A 23,591-nucleotide genomic window follows, 5' to 3' on the forward strand; every position below is an offset into this window, starting at 1 on the left:
GTTTGTGGCGGCGCGAAACAAAATGCCGTCTGACTGGTGGCGCACGCGGGCCGAGCATTGCAAGGAATTGGATTCCGCCGCTGCGGGCACCGGCCTACGGTGGATGTTCCATGTTGCCTGGACAGGCCGCGATGCCACCGACACTCCCGCCCCTGCGGCCTGATCGGCCACGACGCCTGGCGCTGCTGGATCCGCACCCGGTACTTCGGTTGGGCGTGGAAGTTCTGCTCCGCCAACACAGTGGTGTGCAGGTGCGCGTGAGCCTGTCCAACGAGGCGCACCTGCTGCAGCTGCTGGAGCGCAGCCCGAGGTGTGTCGACCTGCTGCTGATCGATGCGCTGCCGATGGGCGACCTGGGCGATGGATTGGCCCTGCTGCGCGTGCTGTCGCAGCGCTGGCCGGCGCTGCCGGTGCTGGTGCTCTCGGCGCACTGCAACGCCAGTACGGTGACCACCGCGATGCGAGCCGGCGCGCGCGGCTTCCTGTCCAAGTCGATGCCACCGGAGACGTTGCTGCGCGCCATTGACGTGGTCGCTCGCGGAGGGCGCTTCGTGCCACCGGAACTACGCGAGGAGCTGAAGCTGCCACGCACACGCCGGGTATCTGCACCGGTGCTGACGCCGCTGAGCCAGCGCGAGCGTGAAGTGCTCGGGTTGGTGCTGAAGGGCGTCAGCACCAGTGAAATGGCCCTGCGCTCAGGGCGCTCGGCCAGCACCATCAGCTCGCAGAAGACGTCGGCCTACCGCAAGCTCGGCATCCGCGGGGATGGTGACCTGTTCCGCTTCCGCCACCTGCTCGAATGCGGCTGAGCGGCCTTACTCGCCCTGGTACTGCTTCTCTTCCACCAGCGCCGAACCGGCCACGCGGTTGATCTCGTTCTTCACCTGCACGCGCTCGCCATTGGTGCCATAGACACCGCGTGCCAGCTGGATGAACGCATCGTCGAACTCCTGGGCCGCTTCCTTGTCGCGCAGCTGGTCCTGGATGTCCCACATGCGTTCGTTGATCGCCTTCAGCTGCTGCTTCAGCGCGTCCAATGCCGGCTGCGCCTGCAGCTGCTGCTGCAGCAAGGGCAACAGGCCATCCAGTTCGGTGCGCACGTTGGCCAGCTTGGCAGCATCGTCGATGCGCTCGGCCTTGATCTCGAGAATGGTGATCTTGTCGATCAGCTCGCCGATCGATACCGGGGTCAGGATGGCGTCCACGTGGTTGGTTCCTGGAAACAAGGCGCCATGATACCGCGCGGCTGGCACGTAGCCTCCATCCACGGGATTTACGCCGAATTTGCGCTGCAGGCCGGGCAGCGCCCTCGATCCGTTACGGCGGCGCCCCCGACACTGCCGTCCCGGCGGCGCGATCGCCTTCGACGAGGAACACAGTGCAGTGAACAGCAAGGAGACGATGGCGGCGCTGGTGGCCGCCCTGGCAGGGCTGCTCGGGATCGGCAGCGCGCAGGCACAGGTGCAGGCCAGTGGCAGTGCTGCATTGACCAGCGACTACGTGTGGCGTGGCAGCTCGCAGAGCGATGGCGACCCGGCGGTGCAGGCCGGCGCGAAGGTCTCGATCCCGTCGGGATGGTACGCCAGCGTGTGGGGTTCGAACGTTTCGTTCAAACCGGACAATGGCGCGCGCAGCGAGTTCGACCTGGTGGCCGGCTGGTCCGGCGCACTGGCGCCGGCCTGGAACCTGGATGCGAACCTGACCCGCTACGTGTACCCGGGCAGCGGCCGCACGCTGGACTGGACCGAACTCAACACCACGTTGACCTGGAAGCAGCGTGCCTGGCTGCAGGTCGCCCATTCCAGCGATGCACTGGCCGGTGGCCATCGCGGCACCTATGCCCAGCTGGGTGTGCGTGTGCCGCTGCACGAACGCGTCCGCCTGGAAGCGGCGGTGGGCCAGTACTGGCTGGCCACCGCGCAGGGCCCGGACTACCTGCATGGCCAGCTCAGTGCCATTGCCACGCTGGCCCCGGCATGGGAGCTGCGTGCCACCGTGCACGACACCGACAGTGCGGCCAAGCGCCTGTTCCCGGGTAACGCCGGTGGACGCTGGGAGCTGGCGCTGCAGGGCAGTTTCTAATTCGACGATGCCGCCTGGCGCGCACGCAGCGCGCCGGGCAGCCACAGCAGCAGGGCCAGCACGGCTACGGCGGCACCGGCCACGCAGACACCGGTCCAGCCGAAGCGCTGGTAGACCTGTGCAGACAGCAACGAGCCCAGCGAGCCGCCGATGAAATAGCCGGTCATGTAGCCGGCATTGAGGCGGTTGCGTGCCGCAGGCTGCAGCGCATAGATCAGGTTCTGGTTGCTGACATGCAGCAGCTGCGCGGCCAGGTCCAGCACCACCACGCCGACCAGCAGCGCCAGCAGCGAGTGGGCCGACAGCCCCAGTGGCAGCCACGACAGCAGCAACAGCGCCAGTGCAATGGCGGTGGCACGTCCGGTCTGGCCACGGTCGGACATGCGACCAGCCAGACCCGCCGCCAGCGTCCCGGCCGCACCGACCAGCCCGAACAGGCCGATGGTGGCGTCGCTGTAGGCGTACGGCGGTTGTGCCAGCAGGAATGCGAGCGGGGTCCAGAAGATCGCGAACATGGCGAAGCTGCAGGCCCCCAGCAGCGTGCGCTGGCGCAGCACCGGTTCCCGCACGAACAGCTCGCCGATGGAGCGCAGCAATGCGAAATAGCCAAGGCCGGCGCTGTGGTGGAATCGCGGCAGGCCGCGCTGCAATGCCAGTGCGGTCAGCACCAGGGTGGCAGCGGCGATCGCGTACACCAGGCGCCAGTCGCCCAGGCTGGAAAGCAGGCCGGCCACGGTGCGCGCCAGCAGGATGCCCAGCAGCAGGCCACTCATCAATGTTCCGACCACGCGGCCACGATGTTCCGGCGCGGCCAGCGTGGCGGCGAACGGCACCAGCACCTGGGCCACCACCGAAAACAGGCCGGTGATCGCGGTGCCCACCAGCAACCAGGTCAGCGACGGTGCGCAGGCACTGATCACCAGTCCGCCCGCCGACAGCAGGCTCATCACCACGATCAGGCGGCGGCGTTCGAACAGGTCACCCAGCGGCACCAGCAGGATCAAGCCGGCGGCATAGCTCAGCTGCGCGGCGGTAACCACCATGCCGACCTGGCCGAACGGCACGCCGAAGGCGTCGGCGATGGTGTGCAGCAGCGGTTGCGCGTAGTAGTTGCTGGCCACGGCCACGCCGGTGGCGACCGACATCAGCAGCACCTGCCAACGGTGCAGAGGGGGAAGGGACGGGCTCACGCGATGTTCCAGGAAGCGGGGGCACAGTGTCCGCCTGCTGCGAGCATGATGGAAATGAATCATCATCATCCATGCCATCTGAAAACAAGATAGTTGTATGAACCTCAAGCAGCTCGAGTTCGCCGTGGCGCTGGCCGAAGAGGGCAATTTCACCCGTGCCGCCGAGCGCTGCCACGTGGTGCAGTCCGCGCTCAGCCACCAGATCGCCCACTTGGAACAGGAACTGGGTGCCACGCTGTTCGAGCGCCTGCCGCGCCAGGTGCGGGCCACCGCCGCCGGCGAGGCGTTGCTGGTGCACGCACGCCAGGTGCTGGCCAGCCTGCGCCACCTGCGCGCCGACGTGGCCGCCGTCAGTGGCGAAGTGCGTGGGTTGCTGGCCATCGGGCAGATTTCCTCGCTGACCGACATCGACGTTGTGGCGATGCTGGCGGCCTTCCAGCGCGTGCACCCGCAGGTGGAGTTCCAGTTGCGCGTGGACAAGAGCGAGGACCTGATCGCGCAGGTACAGTCGCGCGCGCTGGATGTGGCACTGGTCGGCCTGGCGCCTTCGGCAGCGCTGGACGGTGTCTGCCACCAGGTGCTGCAGGAGGAGGATCTGGTGGCGGTACTGGCGCCATCGCACCGGCTGGCCGGGCGCAAGCGGCTGCCATTGGCCGCACTGCAGGATGAAGCACTGGTCGACTTCCCGCGCGGCACCGGCGCACGCCGGCAGACCGATGATGCTTTTGCCGCAGCCGGACTGCCGCACACGGTCCGTTTCGAGGTCAACCTGATGGAACTGGTCGAGCGCTTCGTCCGCCATGGGTTGGCGGTCGGCATCGTGCCGGCATTGATCGCCGATGGGTTTCAGGGCGTGGTGCAGATTCCGCTGCAGCCGACCCCGACCCGGCGCGTGCACCTGGTCTGGCAGCGCCTGCCGACACCAGCGGCGCGGGCGTTCGTCGACGCCGTGCTCAACCGCGCAGGCGCAGGCTCAGGCCCTTGAGGAAGTTGCGCAGCATCTGGTCCAGGCAACGCCGGTAGTTGGCGTGCCCGGGTTGGCGGAACAGCGCGCCCACTTCCGACTTGGAGACATTGAAACCTGCGCTGGCAAAGATCTCCATCAGGTCCACGTCGCGCAGCTGGAACGCCACGCGCAGCTTCTTCAGCACCAGGTTGTTGTCGATACGGGTTTCCACTGCGCGCTGCGGCTGGCTCTCGTCGCGGCCACGCAGGTGCACGATCAGGCCGTCGAGGAAGTGCGCCAGCGCGCTGTCGTTCATCGCCTCGAAACCGGCTTCGTCCTCGCGGCGCAGCCAGGCCTTCACCTGCCCGGTATCCACGGCAAAGGCCGGGTCGGCCATCTGGCACAGGGCGACCACGTGCTGGTCACCCAGGTCCAGGGAGTAGCGCACGCTGCGCAGGACATCATTGTTGATCATGGCCCAATTGTACCGGCCCCTGGCGTGTCACCGGAGTGTCATCGAACTGCAGCATCGTGAGCACTCGTTCGCTGGAACCCTTGCATGCGCCGGTATCTGTTTTCCGCACTACTGCTCGCCGGCAGCTTCGCTGCCTTCGCCCAGGACCGCTTCGTACCCGTCGAGCGGCGCCTCAGTGCATCCCAACTGGCCGAGGTCGGGCTCAGTCCAGCGCAGTTGCAGGCGTTGAACCGGGTACTGCGCGAGGCAGAGAGCACGACCGCTGCGTCGACGGCAGCGGTGGCCCCGGTCGCTGCGCCGCTGCCTGCCAATGTGCCGGCACCGGCAGCAATGCATCTGGGCCTGGATGACGAACCGGTCAGTGCCCGTGTAGTCGGAGAGGTCGCAGGCTGGCAGCCCGGCACGCTGTTCACCCTTGATAACGGCCAGCAATGGCAGGTGATGAAGGGACAGATGAAGCTGCGCAAGGTGTTGCAGTCGCCGCAGATCGCCGTTGTTCCAGGAATTGCCGGGCGCTGGTTCCTGCAGGTCGACGAAGACCTGCCCAAGGCCAGAGTGTTTCGCGTGCGTTGAGCCGGGGGGACGGCTGGACGGCGGGCAACTCAGGACGGGCCGGGAATGCCAGAATGGGCGTCCGGTTTTTCCCCCCTGGAGTTGCCTGATGACCCGCACTGTCCTGATTACCGGCGCCACGTCCGGCTTCGGCGCCGCCGCCGTCCACCGCTTCGCCCAGGCCGGCTGGAAAGTGATCGCCACGGGCCGCCGCAGCGAACGCCTGCAGCCGCTGGTCGAGCGCTACGGCAAGGACGTGGTGCACGCCGCCGCCTTCGACATCCGCGATGCGGTGGCGATGGAGGCGGCCCTGCTGGCGCTGCCGCCGGCCTTTGGCGAGATCGACCTGCTGGTCAACAACGCTGGCCTGGCGCAGGGCACCGCGCCGGCACAGAGCGCCACGCTGTCGGACTGGACCACGATGATCGACACCAACATCACCGCGCTGGTGACCCTGACCCACCGGCTGCTGCCGCAGCTGGTGGAGCGCAAGGGCGCGATCATCAACATCTCGTCGGTGGCCGGCGTCTACCCGTACCCGGGTGGCAACGCCTACGGTGGCACCAAGGCCTTCGTCAGCCAGTTCTCGCTGGGCCTGCGTTCGGACCTGCACGGCACCGGCGTGCGCGTGACCACGATCGAGCCGGGCATGGCCGAAACCGAATTCACCGTGGTACGTACCCATGGCGACCAGAACGCCTCGGACAAGCTCTACAGCGGCGCCAACCCGATGACCGCCGAAGACATCGCCGAGCAGATCTTCTGGGTGGCCAGCCTGCCGCCGCACCTGAACATCAACCGGCTGGAGCTGATGCCGGTCAGCCAGTCGTTTGCCGGATTCCAGGTCGCCCGCGAGGGCTGACCTGCTTCGCGGGTCCTGTAGAGCCGAGCCTATGCTCGGCTTCGTCTGGATTCAGCCGAGCATGGCTCGGCTCTACAGAAACGAAAAAGCCGGGCACTGCCCGGCTTTTTCATTCACATCGGCAGGCTTACTGCGCCTTGATCGCCATCGCCTGCAGGCCGGTGCCATCCAGCTTCTGCTTGGCTTCGGACAACTCGCCGGCACTGCCGTACGGGCCCATGCGCACGCGGTACACGGTCTTGCCGTTGATCTGCGCCGACTCCACGCGTGCCGCCAGGCCCATCATGGCCAGCTTGGCCTTGGTGGCTTCGGCGTCACCGGAAGCCCCAAAGGCTCCTGCCTGCAGGATGTAGCGGGCGTTGTCGGCGGCCGCCGGTGCAGCTGCGGATGCCGGCGGTGCCGATGCGGCGGGCGCGCTTTCCGCGCGCGGCGCCGGAGTCGCGGCCGCCGTGCTGGCCGACGGGGTTGCCGCGGCCGGGCGCTCGCTCAGCGGTGCCGGCAACGGACGGTTGGTCGCGGTTACCGGCGCGGTGCTTGCGACGCTGGCCGTTGCGGTCGGTGCCGGCGTGGCCGTACTGGCCGGCGGTACCGGCTTGCCCTCCAGCGCGGCCTGCGCGCGCGACGCTTCGGCCTTGGCCCGGCGCTGATCCTCGGCGCGCGCGCTGGCGGCCAGTTCGGCGTCGGACATTTCCACTTCCTTGCCCGGCAGCAGGGTGTAGAAGTCGTACTGCGTCGCGGCCGGCTTCTCCGGTTCGGCCGGCTTCGGCGTGGCCGGCTGCGCGGCCGGCTGGCTGCCGACATCGCTGTCGGCATCAGCGACCGGGGCCGGCTGCGCGTTCGGGTTCGGCTGCGGACCGGCACGCAGGAAGCCATCGCCTTCGCCCTTGAACAGGTTCGGCGCCGCCAGGAACACCACGGCGGCGATCGCCACACCGGCCACCAGCCACACCCATCCGGGGGTGCCCTGGCTGCTGCTGTTGCGTCGTGCCTGGGTTTTGCCGCGTCGTGCTGCCATGTGTACTGCGTCTCCTGATGCTTACATTTTTTCCGGGGCACTCACGCCCAGGAGTTCGAGGCCGTTGGCCAGCACCTGGCGCGCCGCGCAGGCCAGGGTCAGCTTGGCGTTGCGATCGGTAGCGTCGTCCACCAGCACCGGCGTCCCGTGATACCACGTGTGGAAGGCATGCGCCAATTCACGCAGGTACTGCGCCACCAGGTGCGGCTCCAGCGCCACGCCGGCCGCTTCCACCACTTCCGGATACCGCGAGATCTCGTTCATCAGCCCCAGCGAGGCATCGTCGGCCAGGCGGCCCAGATTGGCCAGGCCATTGCCCTGCTCGTACACAAGGCCCTTTTCCTGGGCCTGGCGCAGCAGGCTGCAGACGCGGGCGTGCGCGTACTGCACGTAGAACACCGGATTGTCGTTGCTCTGCTGGCGGGCCAGGTCGATGTCGAAGGTCAGCTGCGAATCGGGCTTGCGCGCGATCAGGAACCAGCGGGTCGCATCGCGGCCGGCCTCCTCGATCAGGTCGCGCAGGGTGAAATAGCTGCCGGCACGCTTGGACAGCTTCACTTCCTCGCCGCCGCGCATGACGGTGACCATCTGGTGCAGCACGTATTCCGGCCAGCCCTGCGGGATGCCCACTTCCAGCGCCTGCAGGCCGGCGCGTACGCGCGCCAGCGAGCCGTGGTGATCGGCACCCAGTTCGGTGATCGCGCGCTCGTAGCCGCGCTGCCACTTGGACAGGTGGTAGGCCACGTCCGGTACGAAGTAGGTGAAGGTGCCGTCGGACTTGCGCATCACGCGGTCCTTGTCGTCACCGAAATCGGTGCTGCGCAGCCACAGCGCGCCGCCTTCCTCGTAGGTGTGCCCGGAGGCCTGCAGCTTGGCCACGGCCTCGGCGACCTTGCCATCGGCGTACAGCGAGCTTTCCAGGAAGTAGATGTCGAAGTCGACGCCGAAGGCGGCCAGGTCCAGGTTCTGCTCGTTGCGCAGGTAGGCCACGGCGAAGCGACGGATCGCCTGCATGTCGTCAGGGTCCTTGGCGCCGACCACCAGCGTGCCTTCCAGGTCAACGCTGGCGCCGGCCATGTAGGCGCGGGCAACATCGGCGATGTACTCACCGCGGTAGCCGCCTTCCGGCCAGCCTTCCTGGTCCGGCGCAATGCCCTTCACGCGGGCCTGCACCGACAGCGCCAGGTTCTCGATCTGCACGCCGGCGTCGTTGTAGTAGAACTCGCGCTTGGCGTTCCAGCCGTTGGCGTCGAGCACGCGGGCCACGCAGTCGCCGATCGCCGCCGCGCGGCCATGGCCGACATGCAGCGGGCCGGTCGGGTTGGCCGACACGTACTCCACGCCCACCGTGCGGCCATTGCCGGACAGGTTGCGGCCGTAGTCGTGGGCTTCCTTGATGACCGACGCGGCTTCGCGCTGGTACGCAGCCGGAGCCAGGTGGAAGTTGATGAAGCCGGGGCCGGCGATCTCGACCTTGCTGACGTCCTCGCTGCGCGGAAGCGCCTCGACCAGCGCCTGAGCCAGTGCGCGCGGATTGCTGCGCGCGGCCTTGGCCAGCAGCATCGCGGCGTTGGTGGCGAAGTCGCCATGGTCACGGGTCTTCGGGCGCTCGACCACGAAGTCCGGCGGCAGGGAGTCGGCGGGCAGGGTGCCATTGGCGCGCAAGGCTTCGATGCCTTGGCTGATCAGGGCGCGGAGGAGATTTTTCACGAGGCCTGCTGTGAGAATGAGCGGCGGAATCGCCCATTTTAGCGCAGATACCCGCGCCCACGCTGACCAGAACATGCCTGTGGGGGGTACCTGCCCGGCCCTGGTCAGGCCCGCTCAGCCGAACAGGCGTGGCTGGGGCGGGGACAGCAGGCCCCGTTCAGCAAACGAAACGGGGCGGCCTTCGCCGACCACGAAGTGGTCCAGCAGGCGTACGTCCACCAGTGCCAGCGCCTGCTGCAGTTCATCGGTGATCCGGGTGTCGGCGCCGGAGGGTTCCGGGTCGCCGGAGGGGTGGTTGTGGCTGAGGATCACCGCTGCCGCATTGTGCAGCAGGGCTCGCCGCACCACCTCGCGGGGGTAGACCGGGGCGGCATTGATGGTGCCCTGGAACAGTTCCTCGCAGGCGATCAGCCGGTGGCGGTTGTCCAGGAACAGCGCCATGAAGATCTCGCGGGCCTGGCCGCGCAGGCGGTGCTGCAGGTAGCGGCCGACCGCGGCTGGGTTGTTGCCGACCGCCTCGCCCTGCTGAAGCTCGGCGGCCAGGTAGCGATGGGCCAGTTCCAGGCCGGCGGCCAGGGCACAGCTTCGTGCCGGCCCCAGCCCCGGCAACCGGGCCAGCTCGCGGGCCGGGCGGTCCAGCAGCACGCGCAGGGGGCCATGCGCCTGCAACAGGTCGCGGGCGGTCTGCACCGCGTCGCGTCCACCGAAGCCAGAGCCGAGGAACAGCGCCAGCAGCTCTGCGTCGGACAACGTGGCGGGGCCGCGGGCGATCAGCTTCTCGCGGGGACGTTCCTGCTCGGGCCAGTCATGGATGGGCATGCCTGCATCATCGCCAGCGCGGGTGATGCGTCCCATCAGGGCAGGGCGCACGCCCGGGTAGGCTGTTGCCTCAGTCGCGTCGCGACTGCAGATAGGCGAACAGCTCCTGGTTGTTCTGCAGCCCCAGCTTGCGCTTGGCTTCGGCCTTCTGCCGGCTGATCGTTTTCGGGCTGCGGCCGCAGTGGACGGCGATGGCGTTCACTTTCAGCCCGGCGGCCAACAGGTCCAGCACTTCCTGTTCGCGGGCCGACAGCGCCGCCGGTTCACGCGCGAACATCAGGTCGCGCGCCTGCAGGTGATGGCGCAACTGCTGCGAGACGAACACCTGCCCGGCCATGGCTGCGTTCAGGGCCTGCGGCAACTCGCCGAAATCGGCGCACTTGTCGACCAGGCCACTGACACCTTCACGCAGCAGGCCATCGAGCAGGCCGGGGTGACGGGCGCCGGTGAGCACCACCACGGGCAGGCCCGGGTGGCGTGCGCGCAGCTCAGCGATCAGTTCCGGGCCATCCGGGCCGGTGCCCGGCATGGAGAGGTCGGTCAGCACCGCGTCGCAGCCGTGGTGCACGACCAGCTGCAGCAGCTGGGCGCCGTCACGCGCGCTGCCGACGACCTCCATCAGATGGGTCTGCAGCACGATGCGGATGCCGTGCAGGACGACGGGATGGTCGTCGGCGATGATGATGCGCGGGTGCACGCGGGATCCTCGAAAAGCGAAGCGGCACACCAGCGGTGGCCACTGACGATTCTGCAAACGTGGCCGGCCTACAGGTATAGGAAAGTTCCGAATCGCGGTGTCTTGAACCCCGGAAGCGTTGTGGTGCAAGTCCCATCTGCTGATAGCCGCCCGCTATGTGCGCTGTGCACCGGGACATTACCGACCATCGGGTAAGCTAATGCCCTCGTTTGCACAGGAATTCCAGGTGGCTGACTCCCCCAACGCTTCCCCCGCGCCGGCCCGCGCGCTGGAAGGCCAGAAACTGCTGTTGTGCGTCGGAGGCGGGATCGCGGCCTACAAGGCCCTGGAGCTGGTGCGGCGCCTGCGCGATGCCGGTGCCCAGGTGCAGGTGGCGATGACCGCCGGTGCCCAGCAGTTCGTCACTCCGCTCAGCTTCCAGGCCCTGTCCGGGCAGCCGACCCGCACCACGCTGTGGGACAGCGCCGCCGAGCAGGCCATGGGCCACATCGAGCTGGCCCGCTGGGCCGACCGCATCGTGGTCGCGCCGGGTACCGCCGATCTGCTGGCGCGGCTGGCCCAGGGCCATGCCGATGACCTGGTCAGCACCCTGTGCCTGGCCAGCACCGCACCGCTGACGATCTGCCCGGCAATGAACCACCGGATGTGGCTGCATCCGGCTACCCAGGCCAACATCGCCCTGCTGCGCCAGCGCGGTGCGCAGGTGATCGGCCCGGTCGATGGCCCGCTGGCCGAAGGTGAATCCGGCCCCGGCCGGCTGGCTGAACCGGGCGACATCGTGGCCGCGCTGGTGGCCAATGGCGGTACCGCTGCGACGGTTGCCGCGCCGGAAACCCGTGCCCTGCAGGGCTTGCGCCTGCTGATCAGTGCCGGCCCGACCTACGAAGACATCGATCCGGTGCGCTACGTCGGCAACCGCAGCAGCGGCAAGATGGGCTTCGCCCTGGCCGCCGCCGCCGCCGCGCTGGGCGCGCAGGTGGTGCTGGTCAGTGGCCCGGTACAGCTGCCGACGCCGCCGGGCGTGCAGCGCATCGATGTGCGCTCGGCCGCGCAGATGCGCGATGCCGTACTGAAGTCGCTGCCCGCCGACATCTATATCGGTGCCGCCGCAGTGTCCGACTACACCCCGCGCCAGGTCGCCGCGCAGAAGCTGAAGAAGACCGCCGACAGCCAGTCGCTGGTGATCGAGCTGGTGCGCACGCCGGACATCCTGGCCGAAGTCGCCGCGCAGACGCAGTCGCTGAAGCTGGTGGTCGGCTTTGCCGCCGAGACCCATGACGTGGAGAAATATGCTCGCGGCAAGCTGATCGACAAGCGCCTGGACCTGGTGATCGCCAACCAGGTCGGCATCAGTGGCGGTGGTTTCGAGAGCGACAACAATGCCGCCACGGCCTTCTGGCAGGACGGTGAACAGGTATTCCCGGCCACCTCCAAGCGCGAACTGGCCGAACAACTGCTGGCGCTGATCGCGCGGAGACTCCAGGCATGACCCAGGCATCCCTTTCCCAACCGCTGCAGGTCAAGCTGCTCGATCCGCGCTTCGGCGACAGCTGGCCGCTGCCGGCCTACGCCACCGAAGCCAGCGCCGGCATGGACCTGCGCGCGGCGCTGGATACCGCGCTGACCCTGCAGCCGGGCGACACCGCGCTGGTGCCCAGCGGCCTGGCCATCCACATTGCCGACCCGAACCTGTGCGCGGTGATCCTGCCGCGTTCCGGGCTGGGCCATCGGCATGGCATCGTGCTGGGCAACGGCACCGGCCTGATCGATGCCGACTACCAGGGGCCGCTGCTGATCAGCGTCTGGAACCGTGGCCGCGAGGCCTTCACCATCGAGCCCGGCGATCGCATCGCGCAGCTGGTGGTGGTTCCGATTGCCCGCGTCAGCCTGCAGGTGGTGGATACTTTCACCGACAGCGTGCGGGGCACGGGTGGATTCGGCCATACCGGGGTGCGTTGACAGGGGACATCGATGAGCGGCATCGGGGAAGGACAGCGGGGACGGTCGTTGGGTCGCAGTGCACCACTACTGGGGGTGCTGCTGATCCTGCTGGCCGGCTGGTTCGGATGGAGCGCGGTGCAGCAATGGCGGCAGGAGGCCAACGGCCAGGCGCTGGAAGAAGCGCGCGACCAGGCCGTGCAGGGCCTGCAGCAGGCCGCTGCAGGCCAGTTGCAGCAGTTGCAGCAGCAGTTGAAGAACGATCGCGTGCAGCAGGCGCTGCAGGCCGGCGATGCCGCTGCAGCGGCGCTGGCCGTGCGCGAGAGCTGGACCGGGGTTGAGCAGGTCGAGGTGCTGACGGCCGATCTGGCCAACGCCTATGCCGATCCGGCCACCTTCGGGTATGCACGCCTGGCCCTGCTGGAAGCCGCGCTGGCCGAGGCCAGGCCCAGCCTGCGCGTGGTCCGCGACGGCGGCGGCGTTCGCCTGGGCCTGGCTGCGCCAGTGCAGCTGGGCAGCCTGGGGCCGGCCGTGATCTATGTCCGCCAGCCGCTGCTGCGGCTGACCTCGCCGCTGGACCAGGTGCGTGCGCCGTCCGCAGGCTTCCTTGGCCTGCGCCAGGGTGGCTTCGATCTGGTCACCCAGGGCGACGTGGGCCTGTCCGAAAGTGCGGAAGCCCTGGCGCGCCCGGTTGCAGGCACGCCGCTGCGGCTGGTCGCGTCGGTGCCGAATGTCGACGCCGGTCCGCTCGGCCTGGGCGCGCTGGCCAGCGCCATTGTGGCGTTGCTGCTGGCGTTCATTGCCGTGTTGCTGGTGGTGGGACGTGACCGACTGCCGAAGTCGCTGCCCTTGCCGCGCCGCGCCGCAGCGTCCGAGGCCGACCATGGCCCGACCCTGAGCGAGAGCCTGCAGCAGGCGCCGCCACCCGAGGCCGCTGTGACCGACAGTGGCGATGCCGCGCCACCGCCGCCACCGCCAGTGCCCGCTGAAGAGCTGGCCGCCGGCATCTTCCGTGCTTATGACATCCGCGGCGTGGTGGGCAGTGAACTGACACCGAAGACCGCGGCGCTGATCGGCCAGGCCATCGGCACCGTGGCACTGGAGCAGGGCCTGCGCGAGGTGGTGATCGGTCGCGATGGCCGCCTGTCCGGACCCGAGCTGACGGCTGGGCTGGCCGAGGGCCTGCGCCGTGCCGGCTGCGCGGTGATCGACATCGGCCTGGCGCCCACCCCGCTGGTGTACTACGCCGCCTTCCATCTGCGTACCGGCACCTGCGTGGCAGTCACCGGCAGCCACAATCCGCCCGAGTACAACGGCTTCAAGGTGGTCATTGGCGGAGAGACGCTGTCCGGCGATGCCATCACCGATCTCTACCAGCGCATCGTCGAGGGCCGCCTGGTGCAGGCCGCTGAGCCCGGTGACTACCAGCAGCGCGATGTCAGTGCCGACTACATCCAGCGCATCGCCGATGACGTGCAGCTGGACCGTCCGCTGAAGGTCGTGGCCGATGCCGGCAATGGCGTGGCCGGCGCACTGGCGCCGCAGCTGCTGGAAGCGATCGGCGCCGACGTCATTCCGCTGTACTGCGATGTCGACGGCACCTTCCCCAACCATCATCCCGACCCGAGCGAACCGGCCAACCTGGAAGACCTGGTGCAGACGGTCAAGCGCTTTGGCGCCGATCTCGGCGTTGCCTTCGATGGCGACGGCGACCGGCTGGGCGTGGTGACCGGCGAAGGCCGGATCATCTACGCCGATCGCCTGCTGATGCTGTTCGCTGCCGATGTGTTGATGCGCAATCCGGGCGCGATGGTGATCTACGACGTGAAGTGCACCGGCAAGCTGTCCGACCACGTGTTGCGCAACGGTGGCAGCCCGCTGATGTGGAAGACCGGGCATTCGCTGATGAAGGCGAAGATGCGCGAGACCGATGCCGAGCTGGCCGGCGAGATGAGCGGCCACTTCTTCTTCAAGGAACGCTGGTTCGGTTTCGACGACGGTCTGTACGCCGCTGCGCGATTGCTGGAGATCCTGGCCCAGCGCGAGGAAACGCCGGGCGAGGTGCTGGGCGAGCTGCCGGAAATGGTCGCCACGCCGGAGCTGAAGGTACCGGTGGCCGACGGGACGCCGCATGCCTTGGTGGCGATGCTGGTGGCGGCGGCGCAGTCCCCGGACAACCCGTATGTGGGTGGCCGCCTGTCGACCATCGACGGGCTGCGCGTGGACTTCGCCGATGGCTGGGGCCTGGTGCGTGCCTCCAATACCACGCCGGTGCTGGTGCTGCGCTTCGAAGGCAACGACGAGGCCGCACTGGAACGCATCCAGGCCCTGTTCCGCAGCCAGCTGCAACCAGTGCTGGGCGACACCCCGCTGGGGTTCTGACCCCTTTGGAAGCTGCAGCAGAATGGGTAGTGCCGGCCGCTGGCCGGCAAGCCCATGAACCTCACACACCCTGCAGTTGCCGGCCAGCGGCCGGCACTACCCCTTGAACCGCAACCCCACGCCCGGCTCGGTGAACAGGTAGCGCGAATCCAGCGCCGAATCGCCCAGCTTGTGCCGCAGCTTGCCGACCAGGATGCGCAGGTAGTGGGTGTCGTGCTGGTGGGTCGGCCCCCAGATCTCCTGCAGGATCTGCGGCTGGGTCACCACCCGTCCGGCATTGCGCAGCAGCAGCGACAGCAGCGCGTATTCCTTGCGTGTCAACGCCACCGGCTCACCCTGCAGGGCGACTTCGCGACGCACCAGGTCCACGTGCAGGTGGCCATCGTCGAACACCGGCGGTGTGCCATCGGTCGGCACGCTGCGCGTGCGCAGCAGCGCCCGCACGCGCGCCATCAGTTCCTGCGTGCCGAACGGCTTGGTCACGTAGTCGTTGGCGCCGGTATCCAGTGCGCGCACCTTCTCGGCTTCGCCGGCGCGCACGGTCAGCATGATCACCGGCACCTGGCTCCACTGGCGCAGCTGTTCCAGGACCTCGTGGCCTTCCATGTCCGGCAGGCCGATATCCAGGATCACCAGGTCCATGTCCTCGCTGGCGGCCAGCTGCAGGCCTTCCTGGCCGGTGGCGGCCTGCCGCACCTGGTAGCCTTGCGCGCGCAGGCTGATGTCCAGGAACCGGCGGATCTGGGTTTCATCATCGATCACCAGCACGCGTGCGGCCGGCACGCTGGCATCAATCGGGGTCGGGCTCATCGTGGGAGGCTGGCTTGAGCAGGGGCAGGGTGATGCGGATCAGGGTACCGCGACCGTCGCGTCCGGGCAGCGCCTGCACGCTGCCGCCATGTGCGCCGATCATGCCCTGGCAGATGGTCAGGCCCAGGCCGGTGCCGTGGCGGCCTCGGTCACCGCGCTCGACGCTGTAGAACATGTCGAAGATGCGCGCGCGCTCGTCATCGGGAATGCCGGGGCCGGCGTCGATCACGTCGATGCGCAGCTGGCCGTCCAGCTCGCGCGCCTGTACCTGCACGGCGGCGTCGGGCGGCGAGAACTTGGCCGCGTTCTCCATCACGTTGAACACGGCCTGTTCGACCAGCGCCGGGTGCACCCAGATCGGTGCCAGCGTGGCTGGAATGTCCAGCTCCAGCCGCACCTTTGGCTGGTAGCGCTGCAGGCGCCGTGCCGCCGAGCCGATCAGCTCGTCCACGCCGATCCAGTCGCGGTTGATCTTCAGCCCTTCGTGGCCGAGCCGGGTCATGTCCAGCAGGTTCTGGATGTAGCGGTCCAGCCGTTCGCCCTCGACCAGGATGGTGTCCAGCAGGGCGCGGCGATCAGCGGTATCCATCGCTGCACCGTAGCTGGCCAGGCTGTCGGCCGACCCGATCATCGCCGCCAGCGGCGAGCGCAGGTCGTGCGACACCGAGGAGAGCAGGGCCGAGCGCAGCCGCTCGGTCTCGTTGCTGACGTGCGCCTGCTCCAGTTCCGCCACCAGCCGCGTGCGCAGCGCGGCCTGGGCGATGTCATCGACCATCGCTTCGGCCAGCTGCCGCTGCTCGGGCAGCAGGCGCGCCTGTGCGCCGGGCAGGTACAGGCCGGCCACGCCGATCGCACGGTCTTCGCCGTCCAGCAGCGGCAGGAACCACCATTGCGCGCCGGCCAGGGTATCGGTGAAACGCCCGCTGGGCTGGCCGTGGCGCAGCGCCCAGTCGGCGGCAGCCAGGTCGGTATCGCCGGGCTGGCTGCGGCCGCCGGCGGCGGTATCGGTGCCGATCCGCAGCCACGCCGGCACGTCCAGGGCCTGCTCCAGCGCATGGCGGCCCGCCTGTGCCACCTCGCCGTTGCCGGCCGCACTGGCCAGCTGGCGTCCCAGCTGCTGGCGCGCGCGCGCATGGCGGTTGGCCGCACGCAGCGCGATGACCTGCATGCGCAGGCGCGAGGCCAGGCGCCCGGCCACCAGTGCCGCGGCCAGGAACAGGAAAACGGTGATCACGCCCTGGCGTGCACCGATGGCGAAGGTGAAGCGCGGCGCGATGAACAGGAAGTTGTAGGCGAGGAAACACAGGATCGCGGCCATCACCGCCACGCTGGCGCGCGTGCGTGCAGCCACCAGTACCACCGCGACGATGAACACCATCGACAGGTCGGCCATGCCCACCCAGTGTTCGGCCAGCCACGCCACCGCACAGGCCAATGCGGTCGCGATCAGGGCTTGTGCAGGCTCGTAGCTGATGCCGCGCATCGGCGGCAGCAGGCTCTCGCGGCGCGAGCGTGCGCGTGCCTGCGGCGTGCTGATGATGGTGATCTCGTAATGCGCGCCACGCTGGATCAGCTGCTGGGTCAGGGTGCGGTTGAACATCCGTGCCAGTGGACGTTCGCGGGTACGGCCCAGCACCAGGGTCGACACGCCGTTGTGTGCGGCGTGGTCGAGCAGGGCATCGGCAATGCTCGATCCATGCAGCAGTTCGGCGTCGCCGCCCAGCCGCCTTGCCAGCGCAAAGGCCGCATCGATCTCGCGCCGGGTCGCCTCGTCCTGGCGCCGGCCCTGCACGGTCACCACCGTCCACGGTGCGTCGCGGCGCTCTGCGATGCGCCGCGCCACCCGCACCAGGTATTCGCTCTGGCCGCCCCCGTCGATGGCCACCAGAACGCCGCGACGCAGGGGCAGATTGCCTTCGCCACGCGCGGCGCGGGTTTCGCGCAGGCTGCTGTCGACGCGGTCGGCGGCTTCCTGCATCGCCAGTTCGCGCAGCGCGGTCAGGTTGGCCGGCGAGAAGAACGCCTGCAGGGCCTGCGCGGCCTGTTCCGGCACATAGACCTTGCCCTGCTGCAGGCGCGCGATCAGTTCGCGCGGCGGCAGATCGACCAGCACGATGTCGTGCAGGCGGTCGAGCACGCCGTCGGGCACGGTCTCGCTGACCCGCACGCCGGTGATCCGCATCACCACGTCGTTGAGACTTTCCAGATGCTGGATGTTGACCGTGGTCCAGACATCGATGCCGGCGTCCAGCAGCTCCATCACATCCTGCCAGCGCCGCTCGTGACGGCTGCCCGGTGCATTGCGATGGGCCAGTTCGTCCACCAGCACCAGCGCTGGATGCCGTGCCAGCACGGCGTCCAGGTCCATCTCCTGCAGGGCATGGCCGTGGTAGGCCACGTCCTTCAGCGGCAGCTGCGGCAGGCCCTCCAGCAGCGCCTGGGTATCGGTGCGTCCATGGGTTTCCACCAGGCCCACCACCAGGTCGACGCCGCGGCGCAGCTGTTCCTGCGCGCGGGTCAGCATGGCGTAGGTCTTGCCCACGCCCGGCGCCGCACCGAGGAACACGGTCAGCTTGCCGCCGGCTTCGCGTTGCAGGCCTTCAACCAGGGCATCGGCCTGGCGGGTACGTGCATCAGTCATGGGGGCCGCTGTCATGGCCGCCATTGTGCGCGCAGCAGGTGCAGCCCAGCATCACGGCGCCTTGGCCGCATGGTCCAGCGCGAAGTTCAGCGTCACCACGTTCACCCGTGGCTGCCCGAACAGGCCCCATTGGCGCCCTTCGGTATGCGCCTGCACCAGTGCCTGCACGTGCTCCACCGGCAGGCCACGGGCACGCGCCACGCGTGCTACCTGCAGCTGCGCCGCCGCCGGCGACAGCTGCGGGTCCAGTCCGCCGGCGGACTGGGTGACCAGGTCCGCAGGCACCTGCGCCGGGGCAACGCCTTCGCGTGCGGCCACCGCAGCGGTGCTGGCGGCGACGCGCTCGGCCAGCGTGGGGTTGCTGCGCGCCAGGTTGGAACCGGCCGCGGCCATCGGGTCGTAGTTGGCCGCCGACGGACGCGCCTGGAAGTAGCCATCACCGGTGAACGGCTGCGCCAGCCACGCCGAGCCGCGCACCTGGCCGTTGCCGTCGCGCAGCAGGCTGCCCTCGGCCTGGGTCGGGTAGGCCAGGCCGGCGAAGCCGGTGGCGATGCCGGCGTAGACCGCGCCGGCCAGCAGCAGGGTGGCCAGGCCCAGGCCGATCGCCGGGCGCCAGCTTGCGCCATCCTGCAGGCTCGCCACGCGGGCCTCGGCTTTCGCTTCGCGGGGCAGGGAGGTGGAGGTGGAAACAGAACGGTTCATGCGCCGAATACCAGGACAAGAAGGAGGTCGATCGCCTTGATCGCCGCGAACGGCAGCAGTACGCCGCCGAGGCCGTATACCAGCATGTTCCGGCGCAGCAGTGCGGTGGCGGTGGCCGGGCGGAAGCGCACGCCACGCAGGGCGAGCGGGATCAGCGCGGGAATCACCAGGGCGTTGAAGATCAGCGCCGCCAGCACCGCGTTGCGCGGGCTCGACAGCTGCATCACGTTCAGTGCGGCCATGGTCGGAACGGCCGCGGCGAACAGCGCCGGCAGGATCGCGAAGTACTTGGACACGTCGTTGGCCAGCGAGAAGGTGGTCAGCGCGCCGCGGGTGATCAGCTGCTGCTTGCCCACTTCCACCACCGACAGCAGCTTGGCCGGGTCCGAATCGAGGTCGACCATGTTGCCGGCCTCCTTCGCCGCCTGCGTGCCGGAGTTCATCGCCAGGCCGATGTCGGCCTGGGCCAGCGCGGGAGCATCGTTGGTGCCATCGCCCACCATCGCCACCAGTCGGCCACCGGCCTGTTCCTGGCGGATGCGTGCCAGCTTGTCTTCCGGACGGGCCTCGGCGATGTAGTCGTCGACGCCAGCCTCGGCGGCAATGGCTGCTGCCGTCAGCGGGTTGTCGCCGGTGATCATCACCGTACGGATGCCCATCGCCCGCAGCTGCGCGAACTTCTCGCGCATGCCGTGCTTGACCACGTCCGACAGCTCGATCACGCCCAGCACGTGGCGACCCTCGGCCACCACCAGCGGGGTGGCGCCATTGCGCGCCACCTGCTCGACGCGACCGGCCAGTTCCGCCGGCACGTTGCCGCCCAGCGCCTGGACGTGGGCACGGATCGCATCGGCGGCGCCCTTGCGGATCTGCCGCCCATGTTCCAGATCCACGCCGGACATGCGGGTCTGGGCACTGAAGGCCAGGTAGTCGGCACGGTCCGGCTCGGCGGTGGCGCAGCCCTGTTCGCGCGCCAGGCGCACGATCGACTTGCCTTCCGGGGTCGGGTCGGCCAGCGAGGACAGCAGTGCCGCCTCGCGCAGCTGGCTGGCATCGATGCCGGCCAGCGGATGGAAGTGGCTGGCCTGGCGGTCGCCGTAGGTGATGGTGCCGGTCTTGTCCAGCAGCAGCACGTCGACGTCGCCGGCCACTTCCACCGCCTTGCCCGACTTGGCCAGTACGTTCGCGGCCAGCGCACGGTTCATGCCGGCGATGCCGATGGCCGGCAGCAGGCCGCCGATGGTGGTCGGGATCAGGCACACCAGCAGCGCGATCAGCAGCAGCGGATCGACCTTGACGCCGACGGCTGCACCAATGGCCGGCAACGTGGCCACCACCACCAGGAAGGTCAGCGTCATCGCCGCCAGCAGCAGGGTCAGCGCGATCTCGTTGGGGGTCTTCTGGCGGTTGGCACCTTCCACCAGCGCGATCATCCGGTCCAGGAAGCTGTGGCCCGGCTCGGCGGTCACCCGCACGATGATCTGGTCGGAAAGCACCTTGGTGCCACCGATCACACCGGAACGGTCGGTACCTGCCTCGCGCAGCACCGGTGCCGATTCGCCGGTCACCGCCGCTTCGTTGATGGTGGCCAGGCCCTGCACGATCTCGCCATCGGCCGGCACCAGCTCACCAGCACTGACGATCACATGGTCGCCCGGGCGCAGTTCGGCGGCAGGTACCTGGGTTTCCGCAGCCCCCGGCTGCGGCGCGGCCAGGCGGCGTGCCACCAGGTCCTGGCGGGCACGGCGCAGTGACGCGGCCTGGCCACGGCCACGCGCCTCGGCCACTGCTTCGGCGAAATTGCCGAACAACACGGTCACCAGCAGGATCGCGGTCACTGCCAGGCCGAAGCCCAGCGGCGCATTGCCGGTCAGTGTGACGATGGCCGCGACGATCGTGCCAGCCATCACCACCGCCATCACCGGGCTGCGCACCAAGTGCATCGGCGAGAGCTTGCGTACTGCTTCGACCAGCGCACGGCGCAGGCCGGCGCCATCAAGCAGCGCAGGGCGCGGGGCAAGGGAACTACGGGTGGAACTTGCGTGGGTACTCATCGGGGTGTCCTTAGTGCAGTCCCAGGCTGAGGTGGTCGGCGATCGGGCCGAGTACCAGCGCCGGCATGAACTGCAGCACGGTCAGGATGACGATCACCGAGACCAGGGTCAGGGCGAAGGTCGGGGTTTCGATCTGCAGGCTGCCGGCAGACTCCGGCGCCTGGCGCTTGGCGGCCAGCTGTGCGGCCACCACCAGCGGGATGATCAGCAGCGGGAAGCGGCCCAGCAGCAGCACCAGCGAGCAGCTCAGGTTCCACCACAGCGTGGCGTCGCCCAGCCCCTCGAAGCCCGAGCCGTTGTTGGCGTAGGCCGAGACGTACTCGTAGAACACCTGGCTGATGCCATGGAAGCCCGGGTTGGAGGTAGCGGCCAGCCCGGGCACGGCCAGGGTGATCGCGGTGAACACCAGCAGGGTGATCGGCTGCAGCAGCACCAGCAGGGCCAGCAGGCGTACCTGTGGCGTCTCCAGCTTGCGGCCGAACAGTTCCGGCGTACGTCCGGTCATCAACCCGGCCAGGAACACGCCCAGCAGCAGGTACACGATGAACTGCTGCAGGCCACAGCCGATGCCGCCCCAGATCGCGCTGACCAGCATGTTGACCATCGCGATGCCGCCACTCAGCGGCGCCAGCGAGTCATGCATGCCGTTGACCGACCCGTTGGAGACCTGGGTGGTCACCGCCGCCCACAGCGCCGTGCCGTCGGCGCCGAAGCGCACCTCCTTGCCTTCCATCAGCAGCGGCGTGGCGGCGCTGGCACTGTGCCCTTCGCTCCACACCATCGCGCCGGTGGACAGCAGCGACATGCCCAGCATGCAGCTGAACACCAGGGCGCCGAACCGGCGCCGGCCGGTGAACGCACCGATCATGAAGATCACCGCCATCGGCACCAGCAGGATGCCGACGATCTCCAGCGCGTTCGACAGCGGGGTCGGGTTCTCCAGCGGGAAGCTGCTGTTCGGGCCGTACCAGCCGCCACCGTTGGCGCCCAGCTGCTTGGCCGCGACCATCGCCGCCACCGGACCCAGCGGCAGTTTCTGTCCGGTCATGCCGGCGCTGGCATCGATCGGCGTGGCCTGCGGGCCACCGGCCATCGTCGACGGCACGCCCTGGCTGGTCAGCAGCAGGGTCCACACCAGGCACAGCGGCAACAGGAAGCGCACGCACAGGCGCACCACGTCCACGTAGTAGTTGCCCACCGCCACCTGGCGGTCGTCGCCGGCACCGGTGGCCGCCGCAGCCTGCGGCGCACGCGAGAACAACGCGCGCAGCGTGGCCACAGCCAGCGCCAGGCCCATCATCGGTGTCACCACCTGCAGGCCGGTGATGCCGGTCATCTGTGAGAGGTAGGACAGCTGGGCCTGGCCCGAATAGTGCTGCTGGTTGGTGTTGGTCAGGAACGAGATCATCGTGTGCAGCGCGGTGTCCCAGCGCATGTTCGGGATCTGGTCCGGGTTCAACGGCAACCAGGCCTGGGTCATGAACACCGCCTGGGTCAGTACGGCGATCACTACGTTGCTCAGCACGAAGGCCAGCACGTAGCCGCGCCAGGACATCGCGCGCGAGGGATCGACGCCGAACACCTTGTACAACGGCTTTTCGATCCAGTTGAACAGCACGTCGGCCTTCATCGGCGTGCCGCGCATCACGCGCGCCAGGTACAGGCCCAGCGGCCACGCCAGCAACAGGCTGGCGGCAATAATCACAAGCATCTCGGTCATGGCAGGCTCCGCTCAGAACGACTCGGGCCGCAGCACGACATAAAGGAGATAGGCGGCGGCGACCAGCACCAGCACGCCACACAACAACGACAGCCAGGGGGACATTGCAATAGCGTCCTGGTGGAACCCCTCCACCTCAGGCCGTCATCGTCGTCCTGCCGCCCATAAACGCACTACGCGCCGGATCGTGCCGACGCGTAAAGAGTGCATAAATTCCGTGGGCCAAGCCGTAACCAGGCGCCGCCCACTGTAGAGCCGGGCCCATGCTGGGCTGCTCTTTCCCAAGGCCACGCGGAGCCGAGCATGGGCTCGACCCTACAAGCGAATCACGGCGCTTGGCTCGCTGGCGCCACGCCCTTCAGCTCGCGGTAGCGCTGCAGCGTGCTGTCGATCTCGGCCTTCAGTGCCTGCTGCTGCTGCAGGAACCCCGCCTGCAGGCGCTGCTGCGCCCGCAACTGCACATGCCGCTGACGGATCGCCTCGGCCTGCTTGTCGGCCACCTTGCCACCGGCCAGTTCTCGGTCGCCAGCGGCCGACAACAGCGCCACCAGCGATTCGCGCAGGCTGGTGACGTTGTACTCGGCGGTCTTCAGGTTGTTGTCGAGCACTTCCTGGCGCTCGGCGAACACCCGGCGCAGGTCGTCCTCGCTGCCATAGGTGGACAGCATCGCCTGTTCGGTGCGCTGGCGGGTCTGCTCGGCCATCAGGTCCAGCTGCTGCTGCTGCGCCTCGGTGCTGGCCGCGGCGCGCTCTTCGTCGGTCAACGCGCGCTGGACCTGCGCATTGCGCAGGCCGCTCTTCGCGTTGAACTCCTCGCGGGCGTGATTGACCGCATCGGCTGGCAGCGAATCGCTGCAGATCCGCTCCTTGCCCTCGTTCCAGCAATACAGCTTCTTCTCCACTTTGCCGCCGTCGCGCGACTGCGCCGGCACGGTGGACGGCACGGCCAGCAGCAGGCCGGCAAAGAGAACGGCAGGAACTCGGGACATGACCTTT

22 protein-coding genes are annotated in these 23,591 nt (G+C 68.7%); 8 read left to right on the forward strand and 14 right to left on the reverse strand.

Features of this window, described 5'->3' with window-relative positions; all coding sequences use genetic code 11:
• Positions 1 to 131: 131 nt before the first annotated feature.
• Positions 132 to 809 (forward strand): response regulator transcription factor, encoded by a 678-nt coding sequence (locus PEM_RS20015; protein WP_032954668.1) that lies wholly within the window; start codon positions 132 to 134, stop codon positions 807 to 809.
• Positions 810 to 815: 6 nt separating this feature from the next.
• Here PEM_RS20015 and PEM_RS20020 read toward each other — a convergent pair whose 3' ends face one another.
• Positions 816 to 1,205: a DUF6165 family protein gene (locus PEM_RS20020; protein WP_005420531.1), complete on the reverse strand. Its 390-nt coding sequence runs from the start codon at positions 1,203 to 1,205 to the stop codon at positions 816 to 818.
• A 178-nt stretch (positions 1,206 to 1,383) separates the two neighbouring features.
• Here PEM_RS20020 and PEM_RS20025 point away from each other — a divergent pair, with 178 nt between their 5' ends.
• Positions 1,384 to 2,082: a TorF family putative porin gene (locus PEM_RS20025; protein WP_005420530.1), complete on the forward strand. Its 699-nt coding sequence runs from the start codon at positions 1,384 to 1,386 to the stop codon at positions 2,080 to 2,082.
• Here the strand turns inward: PEM_RS20025 and PEM_RS20030 are convergent.
• The gene (locus PEM_RS20030; RefSeq protein ID WP_331250375.1) at positions 2,079 to 3,227 is read right to left on the reverse strand and encodes an MFS transporter; all 1,149 of its coding nucleotides are present in this window, start codon (positions 3,225 to 3,227) and stop codon (positions 2,079 to 2,081) included. The genes PEM_RS20025 and PEM_RS20030 overlap by 4 nt on opposite strands.
• 142 nt (positions 3,228 to 3,369) lie before the next feature.
• Here PEM_RS20030 and PEM_RS20035 point away from each other — a divergent pair, with 142 nt between their 5' ends.
• On the forward strand, positions 3,370 to 4,257 hold the full coding sequence (locus PEM_RS20035; RefSeq protein ID WP_111128939.1) for a LysR family transcriptional regulator: 888 nt from the start codon (positions 3,370 to 3,372) through the stop codon (positions 4,255 to 4,257).
• Here PEM_RS20035 and PEM_RS20040 read toward each other — a convergent pair.
• A complete protein-coding gene (locus PEM_RS20040; RefSeq protein ID WP_005420526.1) occupies positions 4,226 to 4,693 on the reverse strand; it encodes a DUF1456 family protein in 468 nt (155 codons plus the stop codon). The genes PEM_RS20035 and PEM_RS20040 overlap by 32 nt on opposite strands.
• Positions 4,694 to 4,777: 84 nt before the next feature.
• Here PEM_RS20040 and PEM_RS20045 point away from each other — a divergent pair, with 84 nt between their 5' ends.
• Together PEM_RS20045 and PEM_RS20050 are read left to right on the forward strand one after the other, a co-directional pair.
• Entirely contained in the window at positions 4,778 to 5,266 is a 489-nt protein-coding gene (locus PEM_RS20045) for a hypothetical protein (RefSeq protein WP_005420525.1), read from the forward strand.
• A gap of 88 nt (positions 5,267 to 5,354) precedes the next feature.
• Positions 5,355 to 6,107 (forward strand): SDR family NAD(P)-dependent oxidoreductase, encoded by a 753-nt coding sequence (locus PEM_RS20050; RefSeq protein WP_005420523.1) that lies wholly within the window; start codon positions 5,355 to 5,357, stop codon positions 6,105 to 6,107.
• A 127-nt stretch (positions 6,108 to 6,234) separates the two neighbouring features.
• Here the strand turns inward: PEM_RS20050 and PEM_RS20055 are convergent, their stop codons facing one another.
• The 4 genes from PEM_RS20055 to PEM_RS20070 form a co-directional block, all read right to left on the reverse strand.
• Positions 6,235 to 7,122, reverse strand: coding sequence for an SPOR domain-containing protein (locus tag PEM_RS20055; protein WP_111128940.1), 888 nt, complete (start codon positions 7,120 to 7,122; stop codon positions 6,235 to 6,237).
• A gap of 21 nt (positions 7,123 to 7,143) precedes the next feature.
• Positions 7,144 to 8,832, reverse strand: coding sequence for an arginine--tRNA ligase (argS, locus tag PEM_RS20060; protein WP_005420518.1), 1,689 nt, complete (start codon positions 8,830 to 8,832; stop codon positions 7,144 to 7,146).
• Between the two features lie 114 nt (positions 8,833 to 8,946).
• Entirely contained in the window at positions 8,947 to 9,651 is a 705-nt protein-coding gene (gene radC, locus PEM_RS20065; RefSeq protein ID WP_014035697.1) for a DNA repair protein RadC, read from the reverse strand.
• A gap of 70 nt (positions 9,652 to 9,721) precedes the next feature.
• The gene (locus PEM_RS20070) at positions 9,722 to 10,348 is read right to left on the reverse strand and encodes a response regulator transcription factor (protein WP_005420514.1); all 627 of its coding nucleotides are present in this window, start codon (positions 10,346 to 10,348) and stop codon (positions 9,722 to 9,724) included.
• Between the two features lie 199 nt (positions 10,349 to 10,547).
• On the opposite strand from PEM_RS20070, the gene coaBC reads away from it, so the two are divergent.
• The 3 genes from coaBC to PEM_RS20085 are packed head-to-tail and all read left to right on the forward strand — an operon-like array spanning position 10,548 to position 14,668.
• A complete protein-coding gene (gene coaBC / locus PEM_RS20075) occupies positions 10,548 to 11,837 on the forward strand; it encodes a bifunctional phosphopantothenoylcysteine decarboxylase/phosphopantothenate--cysteine ligase CoaBC (protein ID WP_095377911.1) in 1,290 nt (429 codons plus the stop codon).
• Positions 11,834 to 12,307, forward strand: coding sequence for a dUTP diphosphatase (gene dut / locus PEM_RS20080; protein WP_005420510.1), 474 nt, complete (start codon positions 11,834 to 11,836; stop codon positions 12,305 to 12,307). The genes coaBC and dut overlap by 4 nt, the downstream gene beginning before the upstream one ends.
• Before the next feature lie 12 nt (positions 12,308 to 12,319).
• Entirely contained in the window at positions 12,320 to 14,668 is a 2,349-nt protein-coding gene (locus PEM_RS20085; protein WP_111128942.1) for a phosphomannomutase/phosphoglucomutase, read from the forward strand.
• 96 nt (positions 14,669 to 14,764) lie between these two features.
• Here PEM_RS20085 and PEM_RS20090 read toward each other — a convergent pair whose 3' ends face one another.
• The 7 genes from PEM_RS20090 to PEM_RS20120 all read right to left on the reverse strand — a co-directional run bounded on the left by PEM_RS20090 (position 14,765) and on the right by PEM_RS20120 (position 23,584).
• Positions 14,765 to 15,478 (reverse strand): response regulator transcription factor, encoded by a 714-nt coding sequence (locus PEM_RS20090; RefSeq protein ID WP_005420506.1) that lies wholly within the window; start codon positions 15,476 to 15,478, stop codon positions 14,765 to 14,767.
• Entirely contained in the window at positions 15,459 to 18,119 is a 2,661-nt protein-coding gene (locus PEM_RS20095; protein ID WP_053500336.1) for a sensor histidine kinase KdpD, read from the reverse strand. Before PEM_RS20095 ends, PEM_RS20090 begins: the two co-directional genes overlap by 20 nt.
• 51 nt (positions 18,120 to 18,170) lie before the next feature.
• Positions 18,171 to 18,821: a potassium-transporting ATPase subunit KdpC gene (gene kdpC / locus PEM_RS20100; protein WP_111128944.1), complete on the reverse strand. Its 651-nt coding sequence runs from the start codon at positions 18,819 to 18,821 to the stop codon at positions 18,171 to 18,173.
• Positions 18,818 to 20,875 carry a potassium-transporting ATPase subunit KdpB gene (kdpB, locus tag PEM_RS20105; RefSeq protein WP_111128946.1) on the reverse strand — a complete coding sequence of 686 codons (2,058 nt, stop codon included), beginning with the start codon at positions 20,873 to 20,875 and terminating at the stop codon, positions 18,818 to 18,820. The genes kdpC and kdpB overlap by 4 nt, the downstream gene beginning before the upstream one ends.
• A 10-nt stretch (positions 20,876 to 20,885) precedes the next feature.
• Positions 20,886 to 22,595, reverse strand: coding sequence for a potassium-transporting ATPase subunit KdpA (gene kdpA, locus PEM_RS20110; RefSeq protein WP_053500329.1), 1,710 nt, complete (start codon positions 22,593 to 22,595; stop codon positions 20,886 to 20,888).
• 12 nt (positions 22,596 to 22,607) lie between these two features.
• Positions 22,608 to 22,700 (reverse strand): potassium-transporting ATPase subunit F, encoded by a 93-nt coding sequence (locus tag PEM_RS20115; protein ID WP_005407770.1) that lies wholly within the window; start codon positions 22,698 to 22,700, stop codon positions 22,608 to 22,610.
• A gap of 221 nt (positions 22,701 to 22,921) precedes the next feature.
• Positions 22,922 to 23,584: a hypothetical protein gene (locus PEM_RS20120; RefSeq protein ID WP_005420473.1), complete on the reverse strand. Its 663-nt coding sequence runs from the start codon at positions 23,582 to 23,584 to the stop codon at positions 22,922 to 22,924.
• Between the last annotated feature and the right edge of the window lie 7 nt (positions 23,585 to 23,591).

Source organism: Stenotrophomonas sp. Pemsol (assembly GCF_003586545.1).
GTDB lineage: Bacteria > Pseudomonadota > Gammaproteobacteria > Xanthomonadales > Xanthomonadaceae > Stenotrophomonas > Stenotrophomonas sepilia.

What these genes read in the sequence shown, in the direction of transcription:
- PEM_RS20015 (WP_032954668.1), top strand. Translation starts at nt 132, where the DNA reads ATGCCACCGACACTCCCGCCCCTGCGGCCTGATCGGCCACGACGCCTG.
- PEM_RS20030 (WP_331250375.1), bottom strand. Translation starts at nt 3,227, where the DNA reads ATGTCGGTCGCCACCGGCGTGGCCGTGGCCAGCAACTACTACGCGCAA.
- PEM_RS20035 (WP_111128939.1), top strand. Translation starts at nt 3,370, where the DNA reads ATGAACCTCAAGCAGCTCGAGTTCGCCGTGGCGCTGGCCGAAGAGGGC.
- PEM_RS20040 (WP_005420526.1), bottom strand. Translation starts at nt 4,693, where the DNA reads ATGATCAACAATGATGTCCTGCGCAGCGTGCGCTACTCCCTGGACCTG.
- PEM_RS20045 (WP_005420525.1), top strand. Translation starts at nt 4,778, where the DNA reads ATGCGCCGGTATCTGTTTTCCGCACTACTGCTCGCCGGCAGCTTCGCT.
- PEM_RS20050 (WP_005420523.1), top strand. Translation starts at nt 5,355, where the DNA reads ATGACCCGCACTGTCCTGATTACCGGCGCCACGTCCGGCTTCGGCGCC.
- PEM_RS20055 (WP_111128940.1), bottom strand. Translation starts at nt 7,122, where the DNA reads ATGGCAGCACGACGCGGCAAAACCCAGGCACGACGCAACAGCAGCAGC.
- radC (WP_014035697.1), bottom strand. Translation starts at nt 9,651, where the DNA reads ATGCCCATCCATGACTGGCCCGAGCAGGAACGTCCCCGCGAGAAGCTG.
- coaBC (WP_095377911.1), top strand. Translation starts at nt 10,548, where the DNA reads ATGCCCTCGTTTGCACAGGAATTCCAGGTGGCTGACTCCCCCAACGCT.
- dut (WP_005420510.1), top strand. Translation starts at nt 11,834, where the DNA reads ATGACCCAGGCATCCCTTTCCCAACCGCTGCAGGTCAAGCTGCTCGAT.
- PEM_RS20085 (WP_111128942.1), top strand. Translation starts at nt 12,320, where the DNA reads ATGAGCGGCATCGGGGAAGGACAGCGGGGACGGTCGTTGGGTCGCAGT.
- PEM_RS20090 (WP_005420506.1), bottom strand. Translation starts at nt 15,478, where the DNA reads ATGAGCCCGACCCCGATTGATGCCAGCGTGCCGGCCGCACGCGTGCTG.
- PEM_RS20095 (WP_053500336.1), bottom strand. Translation starts at nt 18,119, where the DNA reads ATGACTGATGCACGTACCCGCCAGGCCGATGCCCTGGTTGAAGGCCTG.
- kdpC (WP_111128944.1), bottom strand. Translation starts at nt 18,821, where the DNA reads ATGAACCGTTCTGTTTCCACCTCCACCTCCCTGCCCCGCGAAGCGAAA.
- kdpB (WP_111128946.1), bottom strand. Translation starts at nt 20,875, where the DNA reads ATGAGTACCCACGCAAGTTCCACCCGTAGTTCCCTTGCCCCGCGCCCT.
- kdpA (WP_053500329.1), bottom strand. Translation starts at nt 22,595, where the DNA reads ATGACCGAGATGCTTGTGATTATTGCCGCCAGCCTGTTGCTGGCGTGG.
- PEM_RS20115 (WP_005407770.1), bottom strand. Translation starts at nt 22,700, where the DNA reads ATGTCCCCCTGGCTGTCGTTGTTGTGTGGCGTGCTGGTGCTGGTCGCC.
- PEM_RS20120 (WP_005420473.1), bottom strand. Translation starts at nt 23,584, where the DNA reads ATGTCCCGAGTTCCTGCCGTTCTCTTTGCCGGCCTGCTGCTGGCCGTG.